At 58.8% G+C, this 20,206-nt stretch carries 21 protein-coding genes; 9 read left to right on the top strand and 12 right to left on the bottom strand.

The window, feature by feature from the left end:
* Entirely contained in the window at nt 1-1,467 is a 1,467-nt protein-coding gene (locus ACRZ9U_RS02545; RefSeq protein WP_170406230.1) for a leucyl aminopeptidase, read from the bottom strand.
* A gap of 219 nt (nt 1,468-1,686) precedes the next feature.
* Here ACRZ9U_RS02545 and lptG point away from each other — a divergent pair, with 219 nt between their 5' ends.
* From lptG to rsmA, 5 genes are all read left to right on the top strand, one after another.
* Complete coding sequence (gene lptG / locus ACRZ9U_RS02550) at nt 1,687-2,787, top strand: LPS export ABC transporter permease LptG (protein ID WP_170406461.1); 1,101 nt, start codon at nt 1,687-1,689, stop codon at nt 2,785-2,787.
* The gene (locus tag ACRZ9U_RS02555) at nt 2,787-4,952 is read left to right on the top strand and encodes an LPS assembly protein LptD (protein WP_170406233.1); all 2,166 of its coding nucleotides are present in this window, start codon (nt 2,787-2,789) and stop codon (nt 4,950-4,952) included. The genes lptG and ACRZ9U_RS02555 overlap by 1 nt, the downstream gene beginning before the upstream one ends.
* A complete protein-coding gene (locus ACRZ9U_RS02560; protein WP_170406236.1) occupies nt 4,943-6,196 on the top strand; it encodes a peptidylprolyl isomerase in 1,254 nt (417 codons plus the stop codon). The genes ACRZ9U_RS02555 and ACRZ9U_RS02560 overlap by 10 nt, the downstream gene beginning before the upstream one ends.
* On the top strand, nt 6,193-7,158 hold the full coding sequence (pdxA, locus tag ACRZ9U_RS02565) for a 4-hydroxythreonine-4-phosphate dehydrogenase PdxA (protein WP_170406239.1): 966 nt from the start codon (nt 6,193-6,195) through the stop codon (nt 7,156-7,158). The genes ACRZ9U_RS02560 and pdxA overlap by 4 nt, the downstream gene beginning before the upstream one ends.
* Nucleotides 7,159-7,239: 81 nt before the next feature.
* Nucleotides 7,240-8,082 (top strand): 16S rRNA (adenine(1518)-N(6)/adenine(1519)-N(6))-dimethyltransferase RsmA, encoded by an 843-nt coding sequence (rsmA, locus tag ACRZ9U_RS02570; RefSeq protein ID WP_170406242.1) that lies wholly within the window; start codon nt 7,240-7,242, stop codon nt 8,080-8,082.
* 58 nt (nt 8,083-8,140) lie between these two features.
* Here rsmA and ACRZ9U_RS02575 read toward each other — a convergent pair whose 3' ends face one another.
* The 3 genes from ACRZ9U_RS02575 to prfA all read right to left on the bottom strand — a co-directional run bounded on the left by ACRZ9U_RS02575 (nt 8,141) and on the right by prfA (nt 10,859).
* Nucleotides 8,141-8,722: a DUF4167 domain-containing protein gene (locus ACRZ9U_RS02575; RefSeq protein WP_170396747.1), complete on the bottom strand. Its 582-nt coding sequence runs from the start codon at nt 8,720-8,722 to the stop codon at nt 8,141-8,143.
* Nucleotides 8,723-8,949: 227 nt separating this feature from the next.
* Nucleotides 8,950-9,807 (bottom strand): peptide chain release factor N(5)-glutamine methyltransferase, encoded by an 858-nt coding sequence (gene prmC / locus ACRZ9U_RS02580; protein WP_170406245.1) that lies wholly within the window; start codon nt 9,805-9,807, stop codon nt 8,950-8,952.
* Nucleotides 9,804-10,859, bottom strand: coding sequence for a peptide chain release factor 1 (gene prfA, locus ACRZ9U_RS02585; protein WP_170406464.1), 1,056 nt, complete (start codon nt 10,857-10,859; stop codon nt 9,804-9,806). Before prfA ends, prmC begins: the two co-directional genes overlap by 4 nt.
* 62 nt (nt 10,860-10,921) lie before the next feature.
* Between prfA and ACRZ9U_RS02590 the strand changes: the two genes are divergently transcribed.
* Entirely contained in the window at nt 10,922-11,224 is a 303-nt protein-coding gene (locus tag ACRZ9U_RS02590) for a hypothetical protein (RefSeq protein ID WP_170406248.1), read from the top strand.
* Here ACRZ9U_RS02590 and ACRZ9U_RS02595 read toward each other — a convergent pair.
* From ACRZ9U_RS02595 to ACRZ9U_RS02610, 4 genes are read right to left on the bottom strand one after another with little or no spacing between them, the layout of a single operon-like run.
* Entirely contained in the window at nt 11,150-11,563 is a 414-nt protein-coding gene (locus tag ACRZ9U_RS02595) for a DUF1499 domain-containing protein (protein WP_480438606.1), read from the bottom strand. The two genes, ACRZ9U_RS02590 and ACRZ9U_RS02595, sit on opposite strands and share 75 nt — an antisense overlap.
* 45 nt (nt 11,564-11,608) lie before the next feature.
* On the bottom strand, nt 11,609-12,556 hold the full coding sequence (speB, locus tag ACRZ9U_RS02600; protein ID WP_170406251.1) for an agmatinase: 948 nt from the start codon (nt 12,554-12,556) through the stop codon (nt 11,609-11,611).
* A 59-nt stretch (nt 12,557-12,615) separates the two neighbouring features.
* Nucleotides 12,616-13,584: an agmatinase gene (gene speB, locus ACRZ9U_RS02605; protein WP_170406255.1), complete on the bottom strand. Its 969-nt coding sequence runs from the start codon at nt 13,582-13,584 to the stop codon at nt 12,616-12,618.
* 12 nt (nt 13,585-13,596) lie between these two features.
* Complete coding sequence (locus tag ACRZ9U_RS02610) at nt 13,597-14,760, bottom strand: M20 aminoacylase family protein (RefSeq protein ID WP_170406258.1); 1,164 nt, start codon at nt 14,758-14,760, stop codon at nt 13,597-13,599.
* 66 nt (nt 14,761-14,826) lie between these two features.
* Here ACRZ9U_RS02610 and mazG point away from each other — a divergent pair, with 66 nt between their 5' ends.
* From mazG to ACRZ9U_RS02625, 3 genes are all read left to right on the top strand, one after another.
* Nucleotides 14,827-15,684, top strand: a complete 858-nt coding sequence (gene mazG / locus ACRZ9U_RS02615; protein WP_170406260.1) for a nucleoside triphosphate pyrophosphohydrolase — start codon at nt 14,827-14,829, stop codon at nt 15,682-15,684.
* Nucleotides 15,685-15,747: 63 nt separating this feature from the next.
* Nucleotides 15,748-16,686, top strand: a complete 939-nt coding sequence (locus ACRZ9U_RS02620; RefSeq protein ID WP_170406263.1) for a nucleoside hydrolase — start codon at nt 15,748-15,750, stop codon at nt 16,684-16,686.
* Complete coding sequence (locus tag ACRZ9U_RS02625) at nt 16,683-17,132, top strand: GNAT family N-acetyltransferase (protein ID WP_170406268.1); 450 nt, start codon at nt 16,683-16,685, stop codon at nt 17,130-17,132. Before ACRZ9U_RS02620 ends, ACRZ9U_RS02625 begins: the two co-directional genes overlap by 4 nt.
* On the opposite strand, the gene ACRZ9U_RS02630 is transcribed toward ACRZ9U_RS02625, so the two are convergent.
* The 4 genes from ACRZ9U_RS02630 to ACRZ9U_RS02645 form a co-directional block, all read right to left on the bottom strand.
* Nucleotides 17,129-17,296 (bottom strand): hypothetical protein, encoded by a 168-nt coding sequence (locus tag ACRZ9U_RS02630; protein ID WP_170396730.1) that lies wholly within the window; start codon nt 17,294-17,296, stop codon nt 17,129-17,131. The two genes, ACRZ9U_RS02625 and ACRZ9U_RS02630, sit on opposite strands and share 4 nt — an antisense overlap.
* Nucleotides 17,297-17,398: 102 nt before the next feature.
* Nucleotides 17,399-17,632, bottom strand: a complete 234-nt coding sequence (locus tag ACRZ9U_RS02635; RefSeq protein WP_170746922.1) for a hypothetical protein — start codon at nt 17,630-17,632, stop codon at nt 17,399-17,401.
* A gap of 206 nt (nt 17,633-17,838) precedes the next feature.
* Nucleotides 17,839-19,116, bottom strand: a complete 1,278-nt coding sequence (gene eno / locus ACRZ9U_RS02640) for a phosphopyruvate hydratase (RefSeq protein ID WP_170406273.1) — start codon at nt 19,114-19,116, stop codon at nt 17,839-17,841.
* Between the two features lie 144 nt (nt 19,117-19,260).
* Entirely contained in the window at nt 19,261-20,139 is an 879-nt protein-coding gene (locus tag ACRZ9U_RS02645; protein ID WP_170406276.1) for a DMT family transporter, read from the bottom strand.
* Nucleotides 20,140-20,206 lie beyond the last annotated feature (67 nt).

A 20,206-nucleotide genomic window follows, 5' to 3' on the forward strand; every position in this document is an offset into this window, starting at 1 on the left:
TTACTCGAAATTGTCCCGCACGAACCGGCTTAGCGCGCGGACGCCCCAGCCCGTGGCCCCTTTCGGCGCATAAGAGGTCTCGGAAGAGACAGAGGCCACACCTGCGATATCCAAGTGAATCCATGGCGTCTCTTCCTTGACGAAACGCTGCAGGAACTGCGCTGCGGTGATCGAACCTGCGGGCCGCCCGCCCACGTTCTTCATATCCGCAATGCGCGATTTAAGTTGTTTGTCATAGCCTTCACCCAAGGGCAGCCGCCATGCGCCCTCGTCCTCGGCCTTGGCCGACTTCAAGAAGGCGTCGCAGAAGGTGTCGTTGTTTGAAAACACACCGGCATTCTCATGCCCAAGACCAATGATGACCGCGCCCGTCAGAGTGGCCAGATCGATCATGCCCACCGGCTGGAACCGATCCTGCGCGTACCACATGACGTCACACAGAACCAAACGACCCTCGGCATCGGTGTTGATGATCTCGACAGTGTCGCCTTTCATCGAAGTGACCACATCGCCCGGCCGAGAGGCATTGCCCGAGGGCATGTTTTCGACCAACCCGACCAGCCCCACGACATTGGCTTTGGCGTTGCGCTTGGCCAACGCTCGCATGGTTCCGGCAACAACTCCCGCGCCGCCCATGTCCATGGTCATGTCTTCCATGCCTCCGGCCGGCTTCAGCGAGATACCGCCGGTATCGAACACGACCCCCTTTCCGACCAAGGCCAGCGGCGCGTCATCCTTGTCGCCGCCGTCCCATTGCATCACCACAACTTTCGAGGGGCTGACCGAGCCCTGCCCGACGCTCAGCAGCGTACGCATGCCCAGTTCGGCCAGCTTGTCCTCTTCCAGAACCTCCACCTTCAGGCCCAGCGATTCCATCTCGACCAACCTGTCCGCGAACTCAGTTGTCGTCAGCACATTCGCGGGTTCATTTGTCAGATCTCGTGTCATGCGCACACCGTCTGCGACGGCATAGAGCGGCGCAAAGTCAGCTTCGGCCTCCTCCGGCTTGGAGTGACCGATGGTGATCTCGCCTGCCGGATCGGCCTCCTTGGTCTTGTGGACATCAAAATCATAGGTCCGCAGCACCATGCCCAAGGCCAGTTCTTCGATACGCGCGTGATTGGCAGCCATGACCAGCACGGGTTTGCCCGCTGCAGCTTTCGCCAGATTGGCCCCGGCCTTGCGTGCCTCGTCCGCGTCGGGACGGCGCGGCAACACCAGAATATCCAGCGCCTCGGCCACCATTCCGGCAGGCCAGGCCAGCGAAATAACATTACCCGATTTGACCTTGCTGAACCGCTCGCTTTCGACCAGTCGCGCAACCGCGCCTTTGGTCAGGCGATTGGCTCGACGCGCGGCGGGGCTCATCTTACCATCGGCGGGAATGAGAATGGCCAGGCGCCCTTCGGTTTGCGCTATCGCATCAAGGTCAAAGGGGGTGAATCGGACGGGCACAAGACTGCTCATATCATTCTCCTGAAAAATGCGTTGCCCAAGACCTAGCCCGCGCAGCCACCGTTGACCAGATAGCAGTTTTCCCCGCCGGGCAATTGCATTATGGTCGCGCGAAAATAACGGCAGGCTCGGGGGAGAGAACGTGACACCAATCGGCAGTTACAGGCCGTCGCGCATGATTCCATGCCCGATTGTGATTCTTGGATGCCGGGGTTTGACGGGGATGCCCAAGTGATCCTCGACCGCTATTTTGCCCGCCGCTTTATTCAAAGCTTTCTTGTAATCGGCGGTATTTTTCTGACCTTGATGATCCTGATCGATCTGATTGAACAGGTGCGGCGGTTCGATGGTGTTGACCTATCCTTTGGCCAATTGCTGCAACTGACGTTGCTGAACACACCAGCCGCGATCAGCGAGATGTTGCCTCTGCTGATGATCCTGGCCACGATCGCGCTGTTTGTCGGCCTCGCCCGCAGCTCCGAACTGGTCGTGACCCGCGCAATCGGGCGATCCGGTATCCGAGCCCTGCTAGCGCCCGTGTTGCTTGCGCTGACCATCGGCGCACTTGCTGTGACTTTGCTGAATCCCATCGCGGCCGCGACATCGGAAGAGTTCCAACGCTTGTCCGATGGCTATCGCAACCAGGGTGGCTCAGCCCTGTCCATCAGCCGCGAGGGGTTGTGGCTGCGCCAGAGCTCAGCCAACGGTCAGTCGGTGATTCACGCAACCGGCACTGTCAACGGCGACCGGTTCGCCCTGCAGAACGTGACCATCACAACGTTCTCATCCGACGGCAAGCCGAACCAGCAAATCTCGGCCCAGCAAGCTGATCTGGAGGATGGTTTCTGGACCTTGCATCAGGCCAAAATCTGGCCCATTCAGGACGATCTCAATCCCGAAGCAAATGCCACCAGCCATGAGATCCTGAACCTACCCACAACGCTGACCAGAGACCGGATTCTGGACACTCTCGGGCAAAAGGATTCAGTTTCGGTCTATGATCTGCCGCAGTTGATTCGTGATCTGGGCGAGGCGGGATTTTCAACCAAGCAATATGAGGTCTGGCTGCAAGTACAACTTGCGCGACCCCTGTTTCTGGTTTCGATGGTTCTGATCGGGGCCGCCTTCACAATGCGCCATGTCCGGTTCGGCGGCACCGGAGTTGCCGTGCTGACCGCTGTATTGCTGGGGTTCGGTATCTACTTCATCCGGAATTTCGCCCAAATTCTTGGCGAAAACGGGCAATTACCTATTCTGGTCTCGGCTTGGGCCCCACCCTTTGCGGGCATTCTACTGTCTCTGGGACTGTTGCTCCATGCGGAGGATGGCTGATGCGCTCCGTCCTGTCTTTGTTGCTGTCGAGCGCACTGATCCTCTCGCTGCCAGCAGCAGTTGCCGCACAGTCCGAACCAGAAGGTGCCGCCAGCGAGGCTGACGCGACTGAACAGAATCAACCCGCGCTACTGGTGGCCGATGAGATATTCATTACCCCGGATCGCAAACTGGTCGCAGAGGGGAATGTCGAGGCCTTCCAAGGCGACGTCAAACTGACAGCGCAAAGCGTCACCTATGATCGCGAAACCGGCGAGCTGACCCTGACCGGCCCAATCCGGATCGATCAAGGCGGGAACAGCACATTGCTGGCCGATTCCGCGCAGTTGGACAGCGGGATACAAAATGGCCTTTTGATGGGCGCGCGCATGGTCTTTGACCAGCAAGTGCAGATCGCCTCAGTCCAGGCCACCCGTGCGGCAGGTCGCTACACGCAATTCAGCAAGGTCGCCGCAACCTCATGTCATGTCTGCGCGAATGGCAGACCCCCGATCTGGCAAATTCGCGCCCGTAAAGTGACCCATGACCAGCTTGAACGGCAGCTCTATTTCGAAGGCGCACAGTTCCGAATACTTGATGTCCCGGTCTTCTACTTTCCCACGCTGCGCCTACCCGACCCGACACTTGAGCGGGCGACCGGCTTTCTCGTGCCGTCGATCCGCACCACTTCGCAACTGGGCACTGGCGTTCAGGTGCCGTATTTCTTCAAGATCGGAGATCACAAGGACCTGACTCTGACGCCGTATCTGTCGTCCAAGACCCGCACACTTGGGTTTCGTTACCGACAGGCATTCAAACGCGGGCGCATTCGGCTGCGGGGCTCTTATACACGCGACGACCTGCAGCCCGGTCAGGATCGGGGGTATTTCTTCGCCGATGGCCGGTTCGGTCTTGGAAATGACTACCGGCTGACATTCGATATCAAAACAACTTCGGATGACTCGTATCTGGCAGATTACGGCTTGCCCGATTTTGACCGCTTGCGTAGCGAAATTGCACTTGAGCGGATCAAGCGTGATACCGCATTCAGAACCAGCTTCATCCACTACAAGTCCCTTCGGGATAGCGAAAATCAGGATGAAATCCCATCGCGTGTCTTCGACATCAACTATCGAAAGCGATTCTTCCCCAGCACCTTAGGGGGTGAAGTTGAACTAAGCCTCGATGGTCACACCCACACGCGAACCAGTGACGAAGATATTATTGGTCGCGACGTCGCCAGGGCAACATTCGATGCGGAATGGTTGCGCAACTGGACCTTTGCGACCGGATTACGTGCAGAAGCATTGGTGGGCGCGTCAGTGGATACCTTCAATATCCGCAATGACAGCGAGTTTCCGAACAATGTAACCCGCTCGACCCCGCGTGCAGCTTTTACCCTGCGCTACCCCATGCTGCGCCGCGAGCAGTCCGGTGCAACACAAATCCTTGAGCCAATCGCGCAAATTGGTTGGACGCATGTTTCGAACAATGACGTTCCCAACGATGAAAGTACCTTTCAGGAACTCGATCAGGGCAATCTTTTGTCCCTTTCGCGCTTTCCGGCCCCCGACCGCCGCGAAGACGGTGCAACAGCCGTTGTGGGCCTGAACTGGTCTCGGTACAACGCTGACGGCTGGCGGGCGCTGGCGACAATCGGACAGGTCTTCCGGTCCGATGCGGATCCGGATTTCACGCTCACATCGGGGCTGCAGGGTACCAAGTCCGACATTCTGCTTGCCGGGCAATTGAATAACGGCAAGGGGCTGACATTGGCCGCGCGTGGGCTTTTAAACAGCGATTTCAGTTTTACCAAAGCTGAAATTCGTGCAGGCTGGTCTAATGGAGATACGGCAATCTCCGGCGGGTACATCTGGCTCGAACCTGATCCTGCTGAAGCAAATAATGATGAAATCTCGGAACTACGGGTCGGTGGCCGCTACCGCGTAGACCAAAATTGGCTAACCCTTGCTAGCGCACGCTATGATTTCAGCGAATCCGAACCACTCCGCCTTGGGTTCGGCGTGACCTACGAAAATGAGTGTGTGCAGGTAAATGTGAACGTCAACAGACGCTTTACCTCCACATCAAGTATTGAGCCTTCGACAGAATTCGGCTTTACCGTTGCCCTGACAGGGTATTCCGTCGAAGGCGATGGACAGAAGTTTAAGAGAAGATGCAGTTGATCTCAGGTTTCACAAAATCTCTCCGCTCTGGCTGCCGTAGATCGGTGCTGCCGGTGCTGGCTGCCGCGCTTGTTGCAATGGCCACACCACAGGTCCAGGCTCAAAGCCTGTTCTCGCCTGCAATCCGGGTCAATCAGGACATTGTCACCTGGTATGAACTTCAACAACGTCAGCAGTTTCTCGAACTGCTCGGTGTTCCGGGCAGTTCCGAGCGCGAAGTCCGCGAAGCCCTGATCGAGGATCGGCTGCGCAAACAGGCGATGCGCGATGCCGGCATCGAAGCCGCACCCGAAGATATCCAGACCGGGATTGATGAATTCGCCTCGCGCGGCAACCTTAGCAGCGAAGAGTTTCTGCAGCTGCTCAACGATGCGGGCGTATCAAAGGAAACCGTCCGGGATTTTGTTGCCGATCAACTGTCCTGGCGCGACTTTGTCAGTACCCGCTTTCTGTCGCAGGCTCGCCCCTCGGAAGATGAGATCAACCGCGCACTGGGTCAGGGTGGCGGCGGCGGCCTGCAGGTTCTGTTGTCCGAAATTATCATTCCGGTAACACCGCAGACCCTGGCGCAGGCTGAAGCCCTGGCCGATGAAATCTCACAACTTCCCGATCAAGACAGCTTTTCTTCGGCTGCTACGCAATACTCTGCCGCTGCCACACGCGAGAATGGCGGGCGACTGGATTGGCTGTCGCTCAACAACCTGCCTCCGGCCCTGCAACCCGTCATTCTGGGCTTGAAAAACGGTGAGATCACCGACCCACTTTCGCTCCCGAACGCCGTGGCTCTGTTCCAGATGCGCGGCATCCGCGAAGTTGCCGCAGGTGCCCCAACCTATTCCGAGATCGACTACGCGATCTACTACCTTCCCGGTGGCCGCAGCGCCGAAACGCTTGCGAAAGCCGAAAAGCTCAAGGAAGAGATCGACACCTGCGATGACCTCTACGGCATCGCCAAAGATCAATCGCCCGACGTGCTGGAACGCCTTACCCAAAGCCCCTCGGCGATTCCACGCGACGTAGCGCTTGAGCTGGCCAAGCTTGATCCAAATGAGGCATCGGCCACGCTGACGCGCAACAACGGGCAGACGCTGATGTTCCTGATGCTGTGCAATCGCACCCGCAACCTGGGCGAAGATACCACCCGTGTGGACGTGGCAAACGCACTGACCCAGCAACGGTTACAGGCCCTTGCAAACAGCCTGCTGGAACAGCTCAGGGCCGACGCTGTCATCATCGAACAATGATCGCCCCAATCGCGCTAAGCTGCGGTGAGCCCGCCGGGATCGGGGCCGAAATCGCAGCCAAAGCTTGGGCAGCCCTGCGCGAAACCTGTCCATTCTTCTATATCGGCGACGCATCGCATCTGCCCGAAGAAACACCCATTGCCCGGATCGCCGACCCGACTGAGGCAATATCGGCCAGCGCCTCGGCCCTCCCGGTTCTGCATTTCGACTTCCCCGCCCCGAACACGCCCGGCTATCCTGATCCGGCAAACGCCCTTTCGGTCATCGACTCGATCGAAAAAGGTGTTGAACTGGTGAAATCCGGCGCGGCGTCTGCACTCTGTACCGCGCCGATCCACAAAAAGGCGCTGATCGACGGTGCGGGCTTTGCCTTCCCCGGCCATACCGAATTTCTTGCTACTTTGGCAGGCCGGTCACGCGTGGTGATGATGCTGGCCAGCGAACAGCTCCGCGTGGTTCCGGCCACCATCCACATCCCGCTCTCCCAGGTCCCAAGCGCACTCACCCCAGAAGTGCTGCAAGAAACCATCGAGATCACCGCCCAAGGCCTGCGCACCCAATTCGGCATCCCCCACCCTCGCATCGCCATCGCGGGGCTGAACCCCCATGCGGGCGAAGGCGGGAAAATGGGTACGGAAGAGCTTGACTGGATCGCGCCACTGATCGCAGACCTCAATCCAGTCGATTGCACCGTGACCGGACCCCACCCGGCAGACACCATGTTCCACGCCGCGGCGCGCACGCGATATGATGCCGCGATTGCAATGTATCACGACCAAGCCCTGATCCCGATCAAGACACTGGATTTCGACCGCGGTGTGAACGTAACCTTGGGCCTGCCCTTCGTCCGGACCTCGCCGGATCACGGCACCGCTCTGGACATCGCGGGCCAAAGCAGCGCGACCCCCAACAGCCTGATCGAGGCCCTGAAGCTCGCCCAGCGAATGGCGCAGTCCCGCTAATGCTTCATCTGGCCCCAAATACCTCCGCCGGAGGCAAAAAATCTCTGGCGCTCCCCCTCCATTCCGAACAACGCTAAAGTCATGAGCGCCATCGACTCCCTCCCCCCGCTGCGCGAGGTTATCGCAACTCACCAGCTTTCGGCCCGCAAGTCGCTGGGCCAGAACTTCCTGCTCGACCTCAACTTGACCGCCAAGATCGCGCGGCAGGCGGGTGATCTGACTCAATGCGATGTCCTTGAAATCGGCCCCGGCCCCGGTGGTCTGACTCGCGGGCTTCTGTCCGAAGGCGCGCGCAAGGTCGTGGCCGTGGAAAAGGACACCCGCTGCATCGCCGCCCTGAACGACATCGCCACCGCCTATCCGGGCCAGCTGGAAGTGATCAACGGCGACGCGCTGGAAATCGACCCGCTGGCCCACCTGACACCTCCGATCCGGGTGGCCGCGAACCTTCCCTACAATGTCGGGACCGAGCTTCTGATCCGCTGGCTCACCCCGCCCGAATGGCCGCCCTTCTGGCAGAGCCTGACCCTTATGTTTCAACGTGAAGTGGCCGAGCGGATCGTCGCCCAACCCGGCAGCAAGGCCTATGGCCGCCTCGCCATCCTTGCCCAATGGCGGGCCGAAGCGCGCATTGCAATGTCCCTGCCACCCGGAGCCTTCACTCCACCGCCCAAGGTCTCAAGCGCCGTGGTTCACCTGACTGCCCTGCCCGAACCCCGCTATCCCGCTGACGCCGCAACCCTGTCGCGCGTGGTTGCCACAGCCTTCAATCAGCGCCGCAAAATGCTGCGGGCCTCACTCAAAGGGGCAGCGCCAGATATCGAGGACCGCCTGATCGCAGCCGGAATCAAACCCACCGACCGGGCCGAGCAGATCCCGCTCGAAGCCTTCTGCGCGCTCGCGCGCGAAATTCGCAAACCCTGAACGAAAAAACCCCAGGCCTTTGCCCGGGGTTTTCATTCAATTCATGATCGAAAAGCGCTTATTCAGCTGCCTCGGGTGCGTCGCCCTTGTCAGCGGGTGCATCCTCAGCCGCAGGGGTGGCAGCCTTTGGCTTCCGGGTGCGCGGGCGGCGCGGCTTTTCCTTACGCTCGGTCGCTTCGGGTTGCTCGGCATCCTTGCTTTCCGGCGTCTCGACCAGCCCTGTATCGGGCGCAGCCGCCTCATTCCCGAAATCCACAACGTCCGGCTGCGGAGCCTCGGCCGGATCGGCCTGACGGGCTGCTTCGCGTTCCTGACGCTCCGCGCGTTCACGATCACGCTCGGCCTGTCGTTCGCGGTTCTGACGCTCTTGCTCTTCGCGGCGCGCTTCGATCTCGCGCTGCGCTTCGCTTAGCATGCGCAGATAGTGCTCGGCGTGTTGCTGAAAGTTCTCAGCTGCCACGCGGTCATTCGACAGCTGAGCGTCGCGCGCCAATTGGTTGTATTTGTCAATGATCTGCTGCGGTGTGCCACGCACCTTGCCTTCGGGGCCCGAGCTGTCAAAAACCCGGTTTACGACGTTTCCGCCAGAAGGACGATTGCGGTTGTTCTTGGCCCGCGAGCGGGATTTGGAAGATCTCATCTTACTTTACGTCAGCCTTATCAATTCACTGTCGATCAACCCGTATCTAACGCTGCTCAGTGGCTTGTGCCGTTACGCGCTATCGACTTTTTGGGCTTGGCGTCAGGGGTGCGCTGAAACAGCGTCAACCTCGCCGACTAATCCTGAGTAAACATGTCCTGAGCGTTCAGACAAGGGGATTCTCGAAAATGTCGCAGCTTTTTTACATCAATCGGCATTTTTCGGCCTCAGTTTCGCTTAGAAGGCGGCATTCTGGCCCCCACAACACGATCACGCCTGTCCAGATCGGGGATCACCTTTACGCCGGTCAAACCAGCGGCATCAAAAAGGGCAGAAACATAAGCGCCCTGTGTCGGGCCAATTTCAACCAGGATACGCCCGCCGGGCATCAGATAATCCGGGGCCGACGCCGCAATACGGCGATAGGCATCCAGACCGTCGCCCTCATCCGTCAGCGCCATGCGCGGCTCATGCTCGCGCACTTCAGGGGAAAGCGCGTGCATCTCGTCCGCTGAAATATAGGGCGGATTCGAAACAATCAGATCGAACTGACCTTCAATGTTTTCGAACCAGTCAGATTGCCGAATCTCGACGCGCGCCTGCACCTGATGCTGTACTGCATTGGCGCTGGCCTGCAGACAGGCAGCTTCGCTGAGGTCGGCGCCGACGCCCGAGGCACTCGCCCGCTCGGCCAGCAAGGTGATCAGGATACAGCCCGAGCCCACACCCAAATCGAGTACATGATCAAACGGCTCGCTCAGCGCCGCCTCGATCAATGCTTCGGTCTCCGGGCGCGGGTCCAGCACATCGCGACTGACCCGAAACCGCCGACCATAGAATTCACGCTCGCCCAGCAGATGCGATACCGGCACTCGGATGGCCCTTAGCGAGATCAATTGATCGTAGCGTTCCGCGATATCCTCCGGCAGTTCCTCGGGCGCGATCAGCGTCACCCGACTGGCCTCGATCCGCGCCGCATGCGCCAGCAGCACCCGCGCATCCCGCGCTGGATCAGGCACACCGGCTGCGCGCAAACGTGCGGTTGCAGCGACCATGGCCTGCGCGGCTGTCAGCGCAGCAATCATTGCGCCATTTCGGCCAGAAGCCGAGCCTGATCATCTGCGGTCAGCGCGTCGATCACCTCATCCAGATCGCCCTGCATCACCTGATCCAGCTTATAAAGCGTCAGGTTAATGCGGTGATCCGTCATGCGGCCTTGCGGGAAGTTATACGTCCTAATCCGTTCCGACCGGTCACCTGAACCGACCTGACTGGCGCGATCCGCCGAGCGTTCGCTGTCGATCCGCTGCCGTTCAAGATCATAAAGGCGCGTTTTCAGCACCTGCATCGCTATCTCACGGTTTCGGTGCTGGGATTTCTCGGAACTGGTCACCACGATTCCGCTGGGCAAGTGAGTAATCCGCACAGCCGAATCCGTCGTGTTCACGTGCTGCCCCCCCGCGCCCGAGCTGCGCATCGTGTCAATTCGGATGTCATTGGCATCGATCTGAATGTCCACATCCTCGGCCTCTGGCAAAACCGCCACCGTCGCCGCCGAGGTATGAATGCGCCCACCGCTTTCGGTTTCGGGCACGCGCTGCACGCGATGCACGCCGGATTCGTACTTCATCCGCGCAAAGACATTGTCGCCCTTGATATGTGCCACCACCTCTTTGATCCCACCAAGATCAGACGCTTGTTCCTCGATGATCTCGAACTGCCAGCCCCGCGCTTCGGCATAGCGTTGATACATGCGCAGCAAGTCTCCGGCAAACAGCGCGGCCTCATCCCCGCCGGTGCCGGGGCGTATTTCCAGCATTGCCGGGCGCGCATCAGCCGCGTCTTTGGGCAACAGCGCCAGCTGCAAGGCATGCTCCGCCTCGGGGATACGCGCCTGCAGTTCTGGAATTTCCTCTTCGGCCAGCTCTTTCATGTCCGGATCGGCCAACATCGCCTCGGCCTCGGCCAGATCAGAAACCAGCTGACGCCACGCCATGATCTGATCGACCACCGGCTTGAGGTCGGAATATTCCTTTGCCAAAGCTGCAATATCCCCGCCCGAGGCACCATCCGCCATGGCCGCTTCGAGGTATTGGAATCGCTGAGTTATCTGTTCAAGGCGTTCTTCGGGGATCATCCGCGCGGTGTCTATCATCCAGAGGCTTTGGTCAAGGCCCTGCCTTGTGCTAGGCTTGGGCCATGAAGCGACTGATCTTAGCCCTGACACTCATTGCGACGCCCGGAATGGCCGATGTTGTTGGCCCCGGAGGCAAAGTGCAAGACTGCTATTGCACCGACAAATCCGGCACCCGCATCGAGTTGGGAGAGATGATATGCCTGCAGGTCGACGGCCGCATGTTCATGGCCCAATGCCAGATGTCGCTGAACGTGCCCATGTGGCGCGAGGTGCAAGAGGGCTGTTTGTCGTCAGGGTTGCAGCAAAGCAAGCCATTGGGTGACCCGGTCCCGATTAACGCCGAAATCTTTCCGGCCAAATCTTAATCTGGCATAGATACGCAGCGTATCGCCGTCTTGCTGCACGGTGGTGTAGTCGGGAAACCCGAACACCTTGGTACGGGTGATATAGGTGATCATGCCCTCTTCTAGAGATCCGGCCAGCACACTGGTGCGTGGTGTTGCGCGCGCAATTTTGTCGAGACGCGCCAGCCCATCAGGACCGGTTTCGACGACCCGAACGACACCACCCTTCAGGTCTCGTTCCGCGTCTTCAGGGGCCACATGCCAGCGCACAGGATCTGAAGGCGCAAGTCTGATATAGGCACCCATTGCAAGGCCCACCGCAATCAACAGCCACAGCACCATTTTCATCTGCCCATTCATTCCCGCTATGCCCTGCTTACTCGGTCAGAGGATGGCGTCGCACCCCTATCGTGACGTCACTCCGGGCAGAATGCACAGCATCTCGAACAGTAGATTGGCTGCGGTCAGTGCCGTATTGCCCGACGGATCATAGGGTGGAGTTACTTCGACCAGATCGCAGCCCACCACGTTCATGTCCGCCAGCGCATGGATTAACTGCAGCGCCTGCGGAGTGGTCAGACCTGCGATCTCGGGCGTGCCCGTTCCGGGTGCATAAGCCGGGTCAAGGCTGTCGATATCGTAGGTGATATAGACCGGGTGATCGTCAACCGTTTTACGGATCAAAGAGCCGATTTCGGTCAGGTTCTGTTGCCACAGCTCCCACGCCGGGTACTGACGGAACCCCCAACCCTGTGCCTCGGTAAAGTCGCTGGCGGCGTAACCCGAACCTCGAATGCCGATCTGAAAGGTCTTGTCAGGGACAATCAGCCCTTCCTCATAGGCGCGGCGGAAGACAGTGCCGTGGGTTTCCTTTTCACCGAACATCTCATCATTCACGTCGGCATGGGCGTCCACGTGCACCAGAGCCACAGGCCCGTGCTTGGCTGCCATCGCCCGCAGGATCGGCAAAGTGATCGAGTGATCCCCACCCATCGCCACCGGGATGACACCTTGCGCCAGAATGCCGTCATAGCTTTCCTTGATGACCCTAAGACTATCGGCAAGCGAGAAAGTGTTGATCGCCAGATCGCCGATATCTGCGATCTGCAAATGGTCGAACGGTGCCGCGCCATTGGCCATGTTATAGGGCCGGATCATCGCACTTTCGCTGCGAATCTGCTTGGGTCCGAACCGTGTGCCCGACCGCCACGAAGTGCCGATATCCATCGGAACCCCCAGGATCGCCACATCCAGCCCGTCCAGCGACGACGCCTGTGGCAACCGCATAAACGTGTTCGGCCCCGAAAACCGTGCCAGATCATTGCCGCCAATCGGTTGGTTGTATTGGGTCATGTAATGTCTCCGATCCGGTGCCTCACCAAGCAGATACCGGGATTATGCCTAACCAAAGGTTAAGGCTTCACCAGCTTGTTCCACCCCAAAAGGCAAATGATCTGTGTTGCCACATGAGCCCCCGCAATCGCCGTCGCACCAGAGGTGTCATACGGCGGAGAAACCTCGACCACGTCGCCACCTTTGAGGTTGATCCCGGCAATGTCGCGCAGGATGATTTGCGCCTGAATCGAACTCAGCCCACCCCAGACCGGCGTACCAGTACCGGGCGCAAAAGCAGGATCCAGACCGTCGATGTCGAAGCTCAGGTACACGGGGCTGTCGCCCAGAATACCCCTGATCTTCTGCGCCACGGCGGCTGGGCCGGATTCGTAAACCTCGCGCGCGTCGATGATGTTGACGCCCAACGTGTCTTCGTTTGTAGTGCGAATGCCCACCTGAACCGAGCGTTTCGGATCAACCAACCCCGATTTCACTGCCTTGTAGAACATCGTCCCGTGATCCACGCGGGACATGTCGTCATCGGCCCAGGTGTCCGTATGCGCATCAAATTGCAGCAGCGACATCGGCCCATATTTCTCGGCATAAGCTTTGAGGATCGGGAAGCTGATATAATGATCCCCGCCCAGCGTGACCGAAGCGACATCGGCCTTCAGAATGGTCCGAATGTGGTCGGTCAGCGTGTCGGGAAAGGCCGGGATATTGGCGTAGTCATAGGCCATGTCGCCATAATCCACGATGGCCAGCTCACTCAGAGCATCAAAAGGCCAGCCATAAGGCGCATCCGGCGATTGCAGCGCGCTCGCCTCACGGATCGCGCGAGGGCCAAGCCGGGTTCCGGGGCGGTTTGTCACCGCCTGATCGAAAGGCACGCCGGTTACAGCAATATCCGCACCAGTCAGGTCTTTGGTATAAAGCCGCCGCAGGAATGAAGTCGCGCCGCCAAAGGTGTTTTCATAGGACAGCCCCTTAAGATCGGGGTTGGTGAATGCCTCATCCACCTGGTTCTTTGCATCTTCCAGTGCCATGTCTTTTCCCTGTCAGCCCAACGGCTGTGCCTTTTCGACGATCCGTGCGAAGAAGGACGCTCCGATCGGCGCGACGTCGTCATTGAAGTTGTATTTCGGATGGTGCAGCCCCGCGCCATCTCCTTGCCCCATGAACAGGTAAGCACCGGGTCGGGCCTGCAGCATGTAGGAAAAATCCTCTGCCCCCATCTCACGCCCAGCATCATCTTTCACGCGTTCCGCGCCGGATACATCCCGCGCCACTTCAGCCGCGAATGCCGCCTTGTCGGCGTCGTTGATAGTGGCGGGATAACCCTCCTGATAGTCCAGTTTGGCTTCAACACCGTACGAGGCCGCCTGCCCCGCCACGATCTGCGCCATTCTCTCTTTGACCATCCTTTGCACGGCCGGATCAAAGGTGCGAACGGTGCCGTTCAGATAAGCGGTATCAGGTATCACGTTATTCACTGTTCCGGTGTGTATCTGCGTCACCGACACCACCAGATCGTCCAGCGCATAGTGGTTGCGGCTGACGATAGTTTGGATCGCCTGCGCCATCCCGCAAGCTGCCATCACTGGGTCGCGCGTCTCATGCGGCATTGCCCCGTGGCCGCCCACGCCCTGAATATGGATCTCAAACGTATCTACTGCGGCCATCAGCGGCCCCGGCGTGGTTTCGAACAGCCCTTCGGGCCGACCCGGAGTGTTATGGATGCCGTAAACCTGAGAGATATTGAACCGATCCATGATGCCTTCTTCAACCATCACGCCCGCGCCGCCGCCCTCTTCCTCGGCAGGCTGAAAGATCAGCGCAACGCGGCCCGCGAAATTCCGCGTTTCGGCCAGATAGCGCGCAGCACCCAGCAGCATGGTTGTGTGCCCGTCATGACCGCAGGCATGCATCTTACCGGGGTTCTTCGAGGCGTAGTCCACGCCCGTTTCCTCGGTAATCGGCAATGCATCCATGTCAGCGCGCAGACCAATAGTCGGTCCCTCGCCCTGCCCGTTGATGATCGCGACCATGCCGGTTTTGGCGATTCCCTCATGCAGTTCATCCACCCCAAACTCGCGCAGACGCTCGGCCACAAAGGCGGCGGTCTCATAGCATTCGAACTCCAATTCGGGGATGGTGTGAAGGTGCTGGCGCCACTTGGCCATATCAGCGGCGTAATCGGCAATTCGGTTGACGACGGGCATCTGGGGTGGACTCCTGATCCTGACTGCGGGATGGATGCATCTGACACCGGAACGAAAGGGTTCGCAATGGCCGAAAATCCTCTGATCCACGACACGGACGCAGGTATCGAGCGTTTGCTGGAAATCATGCGCCGCCTACGCGACCCTCAATCCGGTTGCCCGTGGGATATCGAACAGGATTTTTCGACCATCGCGCCCTATACGATCGAAGAAGCCTATGAAGTCGCCGATGCCATCGAACGCGAGGCTTATGACGAATTGAAGGGAGAGCTGGGCGACCTGCTGTTCCAATCCGTCTTCCACGCGCAAATGGCTGAAGAGGCTGGGCATTTTACCTTTCAGGACGTGGTGCGCACCATGTCGGACAAGATGGTTACCCGTCACCCACATGTCTTCGGTGATGAGTCCCGAGACAAGTCGGCGGATCAACAGACAAAGGACTGGGAAACCATCAAAGCCGCCGAACGTGCGGGCAAAGAACAAAAAGGTGCACTAGACGGTGTCGCCGCCAACCTGCCCGCCCTGCTACGCGCACATAAGCTGCAGAAACGTGCCGCGCGCGTAGGGTTCGACTGGCCTGACGCCAGCCATGTGCTCGCCAAGATCACCGAGGAAGCCGCTGAGCTGGAAGAGGCGCGCGACAGCATGGATGCCGACGCGCTTGAGGATGAATTCGGCGATCTGCTGTTCGTGATTGTCAACCTCGGCCGCCACTTAGGCATCGAACCCGAGGCCGCCCTGCGCCGCACAAACGCCAAGTTTACTCGTCGTTTTGAGAAGGTCGAAGCCCGGCTGGCCGAACGCGGAAAAACGCCCACCCAAAGTGATCTGGCCGAAATGGACGCACTGTGGGACGAGGTGAAAATCGAGGAACACCGCGCCAACGGCAAACTCCCGCCGGTGGATGCTCCGGCAGGCACGTAATTCGGCTAGACAAGTCCCGCGACACTTGCGAGTGTCCGACCTTCACCGCCCCCGGAGACCCCTATGCCCCGCAAGATCATAATCGACACCGATCCCGGACAGGACGACGCCGTCGCCATTCTTCTGGCGCTTGCCAGCCCCGAAGAGATCGAGGTTCTGGGTATCACCGCCGTCGCTGGAAACGTGCCTTTGGAGCTGACCGCCAAAAACGCCCGCGTCGTGTGCGAGTTGGCGGGGCACACCGATATCCCCGTCTACGCCGGATGCGATCGCCCCCTGAAACGCCCGCTCGTCACCGCCGAGCATGTGCATGGTAAAACAGGGCTCGACGGCCCTGTTTTGCCAGATCCTGAAATGCCTCTGGCCGAAGGTCACGCGGTCGATTTTATCATCGATACCCTACGCGCACATGAGCCCGGCACTGTGACGCTCTGCCCTCTGGGGCCGCTGACCAACATCGCAACAGCGTTCAAAAAAGCTCCCGATATTATTGACCGGGTGCAGGAAATCGTGCTGATGGGTGGTGCGTATTTTGAGGTTGGAAACATCACACCAGCAGCCGAATTCAACATTTATGTCGACCCAGAAGCCGCTGATATTGTGTTTAAATCCGGCGTTCATATCGTCGTAATGCCATTGGATGTCACACATGATGCGCTTGTCACGCCCCATCGCAACGATGCATTCCGGGCATTGGACAGCAAGGTTGGTCATGCAGTGGCAGAGATGACCGATTTCTTCGAACGTTTCGACAAGGAAAAATACGGTTCGGAGGGCGCACCGCTGCACGACCCCTGCGTCACCGCCTATCTGATCCGGCCCGATCTGTTCTCGGGCCGCCACATCAATGTTGAGATCGAAACCCAATCAGAATTGACGTTGGGTATGACAGTGGCCGACTGGTGGCGGGTCACTGATCGCGCACCAAACGCCATGTTCATGGGTGACGTGGATGCCCAAGGTTTCTTCGACCTTCTCACAGAAAGACTTGCCCGCCTATGACCGCCGCACTCCGCCTTGCCCGCCCCGACGATCTGGACCGACTGATGGCGCTGGTCGCAGCGTTTCACTCGGAATCCGGCATCGCGCAGGATGACGACAAACGTCGCAATGCGCTGGCCCCTCTGCTGGATGGAATACCCCATGGGTGCATATATCTGATCGGTCCGGGCCGCGCGCCGCTGGGCTATGTCATCCTCACCTTCGGCTGGTCGGTCGAGTTTGGTGGCATGGATGCCTTTGTGGATGAGATTTACATCCGCCCCGCCGTTCGCGGACGCGGTATCGCCACCGAAGTGCTGCATGATCTCCCCAAGGCGCTGGCCGAGGCCGGTCTGACCGCCCTGCATCTTGAGGTCGATCGGACCAACGAATCCGCGCAGAAACTATATCTGCGGTCAGGTTTTAAACCGCGCGATCGCTACATGCTGATGAGCAAATCGCTTTAGCGCGATTCCCCCCGGAAGATTACCGCCGGATTTGCCATTTCCTGCACCGGATCATCCTGCGAAACCTGCATCCCTGTGATCGGATAGGTTCCAGGCTCTGAACATGCGGCCAGCATCCCCGCGCAAAGCATTGAAATTACGAGAAAGACCTTTGAAGCAGACATATCGTCCCCCTTTCTGCAATGTTTGCAGACTATCGGGAGTCACAGCGCCGCAATAGGAACAAGTTCACACATAACGACATTTATGTTTGTTTAGCTTAACGATCAGCGGCAGTTCTTATTGAACGTCTGCTCCATGGTCTTGAACTGCCGGGGCACGCGTTTGGATTTGGGCAGCGCATTCAATTGTTCAGTTATGTTCTCACCAGTGTACCAGGACTCGAACAATAATTCTTTGATGTCATCGTCCAAAACCGTGTTGGCGACGTTATAGGTGCACAGGCATTCCTCCATCGTGACCTGCCCGCTGGGATCGCCTTCCACCATTTTCTGGCACACTGCCTGAGGCGGACGATCAGCCCCTGCAAGCTGAGGCAGGATCAATAGCGCCCCAGCGCCAACGATGCGTTTGATGTTGTCATAAATCGCCCTCTCCCATGTTGGCCTTCGATGCCCAGCTTAGACGGATCGGCAATGACGCAAAGAAAAAAAATGGCCCCGGCGTTCTGCCGGGGCCTGATCTGGTTTTACCAAGTACGCCAAACTCAGCGCTTTAGGATCGACGCGCCGGCGTATTCTGCGACCTCACCCAGCGATTCCTCGATGCGGATCAGCTGGTTGTATTTGGCCAACCGGTCCGACCGCGCCAACGAGCCGGTTTTGATCTGCCCGCAGTTGGTCGCCACTGCCAAATCGGCAATGGTGGCATCTTCGGTCTCGCCCGAGCGATGCGACATCACGTTGGTATACCGTGCACGGTGGGCCATATCGACGGCGCGCAGAGTTTCGGTCAGTGATCCAATCTGGTTCACCTTGACCAGCATCGAGTTGGCACAGCCACGATCGATCCCCTCTGCCAGACGCTCTGGGTTGGTTACGAACAGGTCGTCGCCGACCAGTTGTACTTCGTTGCCGATGGCATCAGTTAGCGCTTTCCAGCCATCCCAATCGTCCTCGGACATGCCGTCTTCGATCGAGATAATTGGGTAATCTTTGACCAAGGTCGCCAGATACTCTGCGTTTTCCTCTGAGGTCAGCGAGATGTTTTCACCCGACAGAACATATTTTCCGTCGCGATAGTATTCGGTCGCGGCGCAGTCCAGCGCCAGATGGATCTCTTCGCCGGGTTTGTAGCCCGCTTTTTCGACCGCCTGCAGGATGAAATCCAGTGCCTCACGGGTCGAAGCGATGTTAGGGGCAAAACCACCTTCGTCCCCCACTCCGGTGGCCAGTCCGGCAGCCGACAGTTCACGCTTGAGCGTATGGAACACCTCCGACCCCATGCGCACGGCTTCGCGGATATTCGCGGCCGAGGTCGGCATGATCATGAATTCCTGAATGTCGATCGGGTTGTCGGCGTGTTCGCCGCCATTGATGATGTTCATCATCGGCACCGGCAGCACGCGCGCCGAGGTACCGCCAACATAGCGGTACAGAGGCTGCGTGGTGAAATCCGCAGCCGCCTTAGCCGTCGCCAGCGAGACACCCAGGATAGCGTTCGCGCCCAGACGGCCCTTGTTCTCGGTCCCGTCGAGTTCAATCATCGCCTGATCGATGGCCACCTGCTCGGTCGCGTCAAAGCCCACCAGTTCTTCGGCGATCTCACCGTTAACGGCAGCAACCGCTTCCAGCACGCCCTTGCCCATGTAACGAGATTTGTCACCATCGCGCTTTTCCACCGCCTCGTAGGCGCCGGTCGACGCCCCTGAAGGCACAGCGGCGCGGCCCATGGTGCCGTCTTCCAGAATCACGTCCACTTCGACCGTCGGGTTGCCCCGGCTGTCCAGTATTTCGCGTGCGTGGATGTCGATGATCGTGCTCATGATACGGGTCCCAATGATGCCAACGGTTGCATGCCTCATACCAGCACGCGGCGAAAAGTAAACCGTTTCCGTTATCGCTAACACTTATATTTTTCGGCCTTTAGGGCTAACAGTTTGCTGTTTGCGCCAACAGGCCACGGGCGCTTAGGCCACTGCTAATGCCCGCGCCAACTGGCGTTCTCGAATGAAAGTATACAGACCTGATCCGATAATCAGACCGGCACCGGCCAACGTCATGCTGTCGGGGCGTTCGCCAAACATCAGCATCCCAGCCGTGATCGAGAACACCAACCGGGTATACCGAAACGGCGTCAGCGCTGAAGCTTCGCCAATCCGCATCGCGGTTACGATGCCGTAATAGCCCAATACGCCGAACCCGATGGCACCCAGATAAGGCCCGATCTGCGCAGCTTGCAGCGGCACAACGGGCTGTGCTGTGAACACCATAAGGGCCGCACCAGCCAGCGCCACTCCGATATAGGCCTGCAATGCGACGACCGACGAGGCCACACGAACATCCAACCTGCGTGTGATCAGATCACGTGCCGCGATCGCAACGACCGAGACCAAAACAAACAATGATTCCGGCTGGAATCCCTCGAACCCGGGGCGGATGATCATCAAGACGCCGACAAAGCCGATGCCGATGGCGCTCCAACGACGCCAACCGACCTGCTCACCCAGAAACAGTGCTGCCCCCATCGTGACAAATAGAGGCATCGCCTGAAAAACCGCCGCCACAGTCGACAGATCAACAAGTGACAGCGCGGTCACGAAGCTGAGCGCACCAAAGGCTTCGGTCCCGGCACGGATCAGCGGCAAAGGTTGCCACGCGACCGGGTCGAAGATGCGTTTGCGTGTTGCCATAGACATAAGCGTAAACACAGCGCCGCAGAACAGACCCAATGCGATCATGATCTGCCCGGTCGAGACACTGACCGAGAGATGCTTGATGAACATGTCCTCAAGCGCGAAGGCTGCCATCGAGCCGATGATCAGCAAAATGCCGTTTACGTTGTTCATGCGCGTTTCCATTGGAACAGGCCGCTGACAGGCGGACCTTTCCGGCAGCAAAACCGCAACCTTTGCG

It is taken from the genome of Ruegeria sp. D7, from assembly GCF_056534355.1.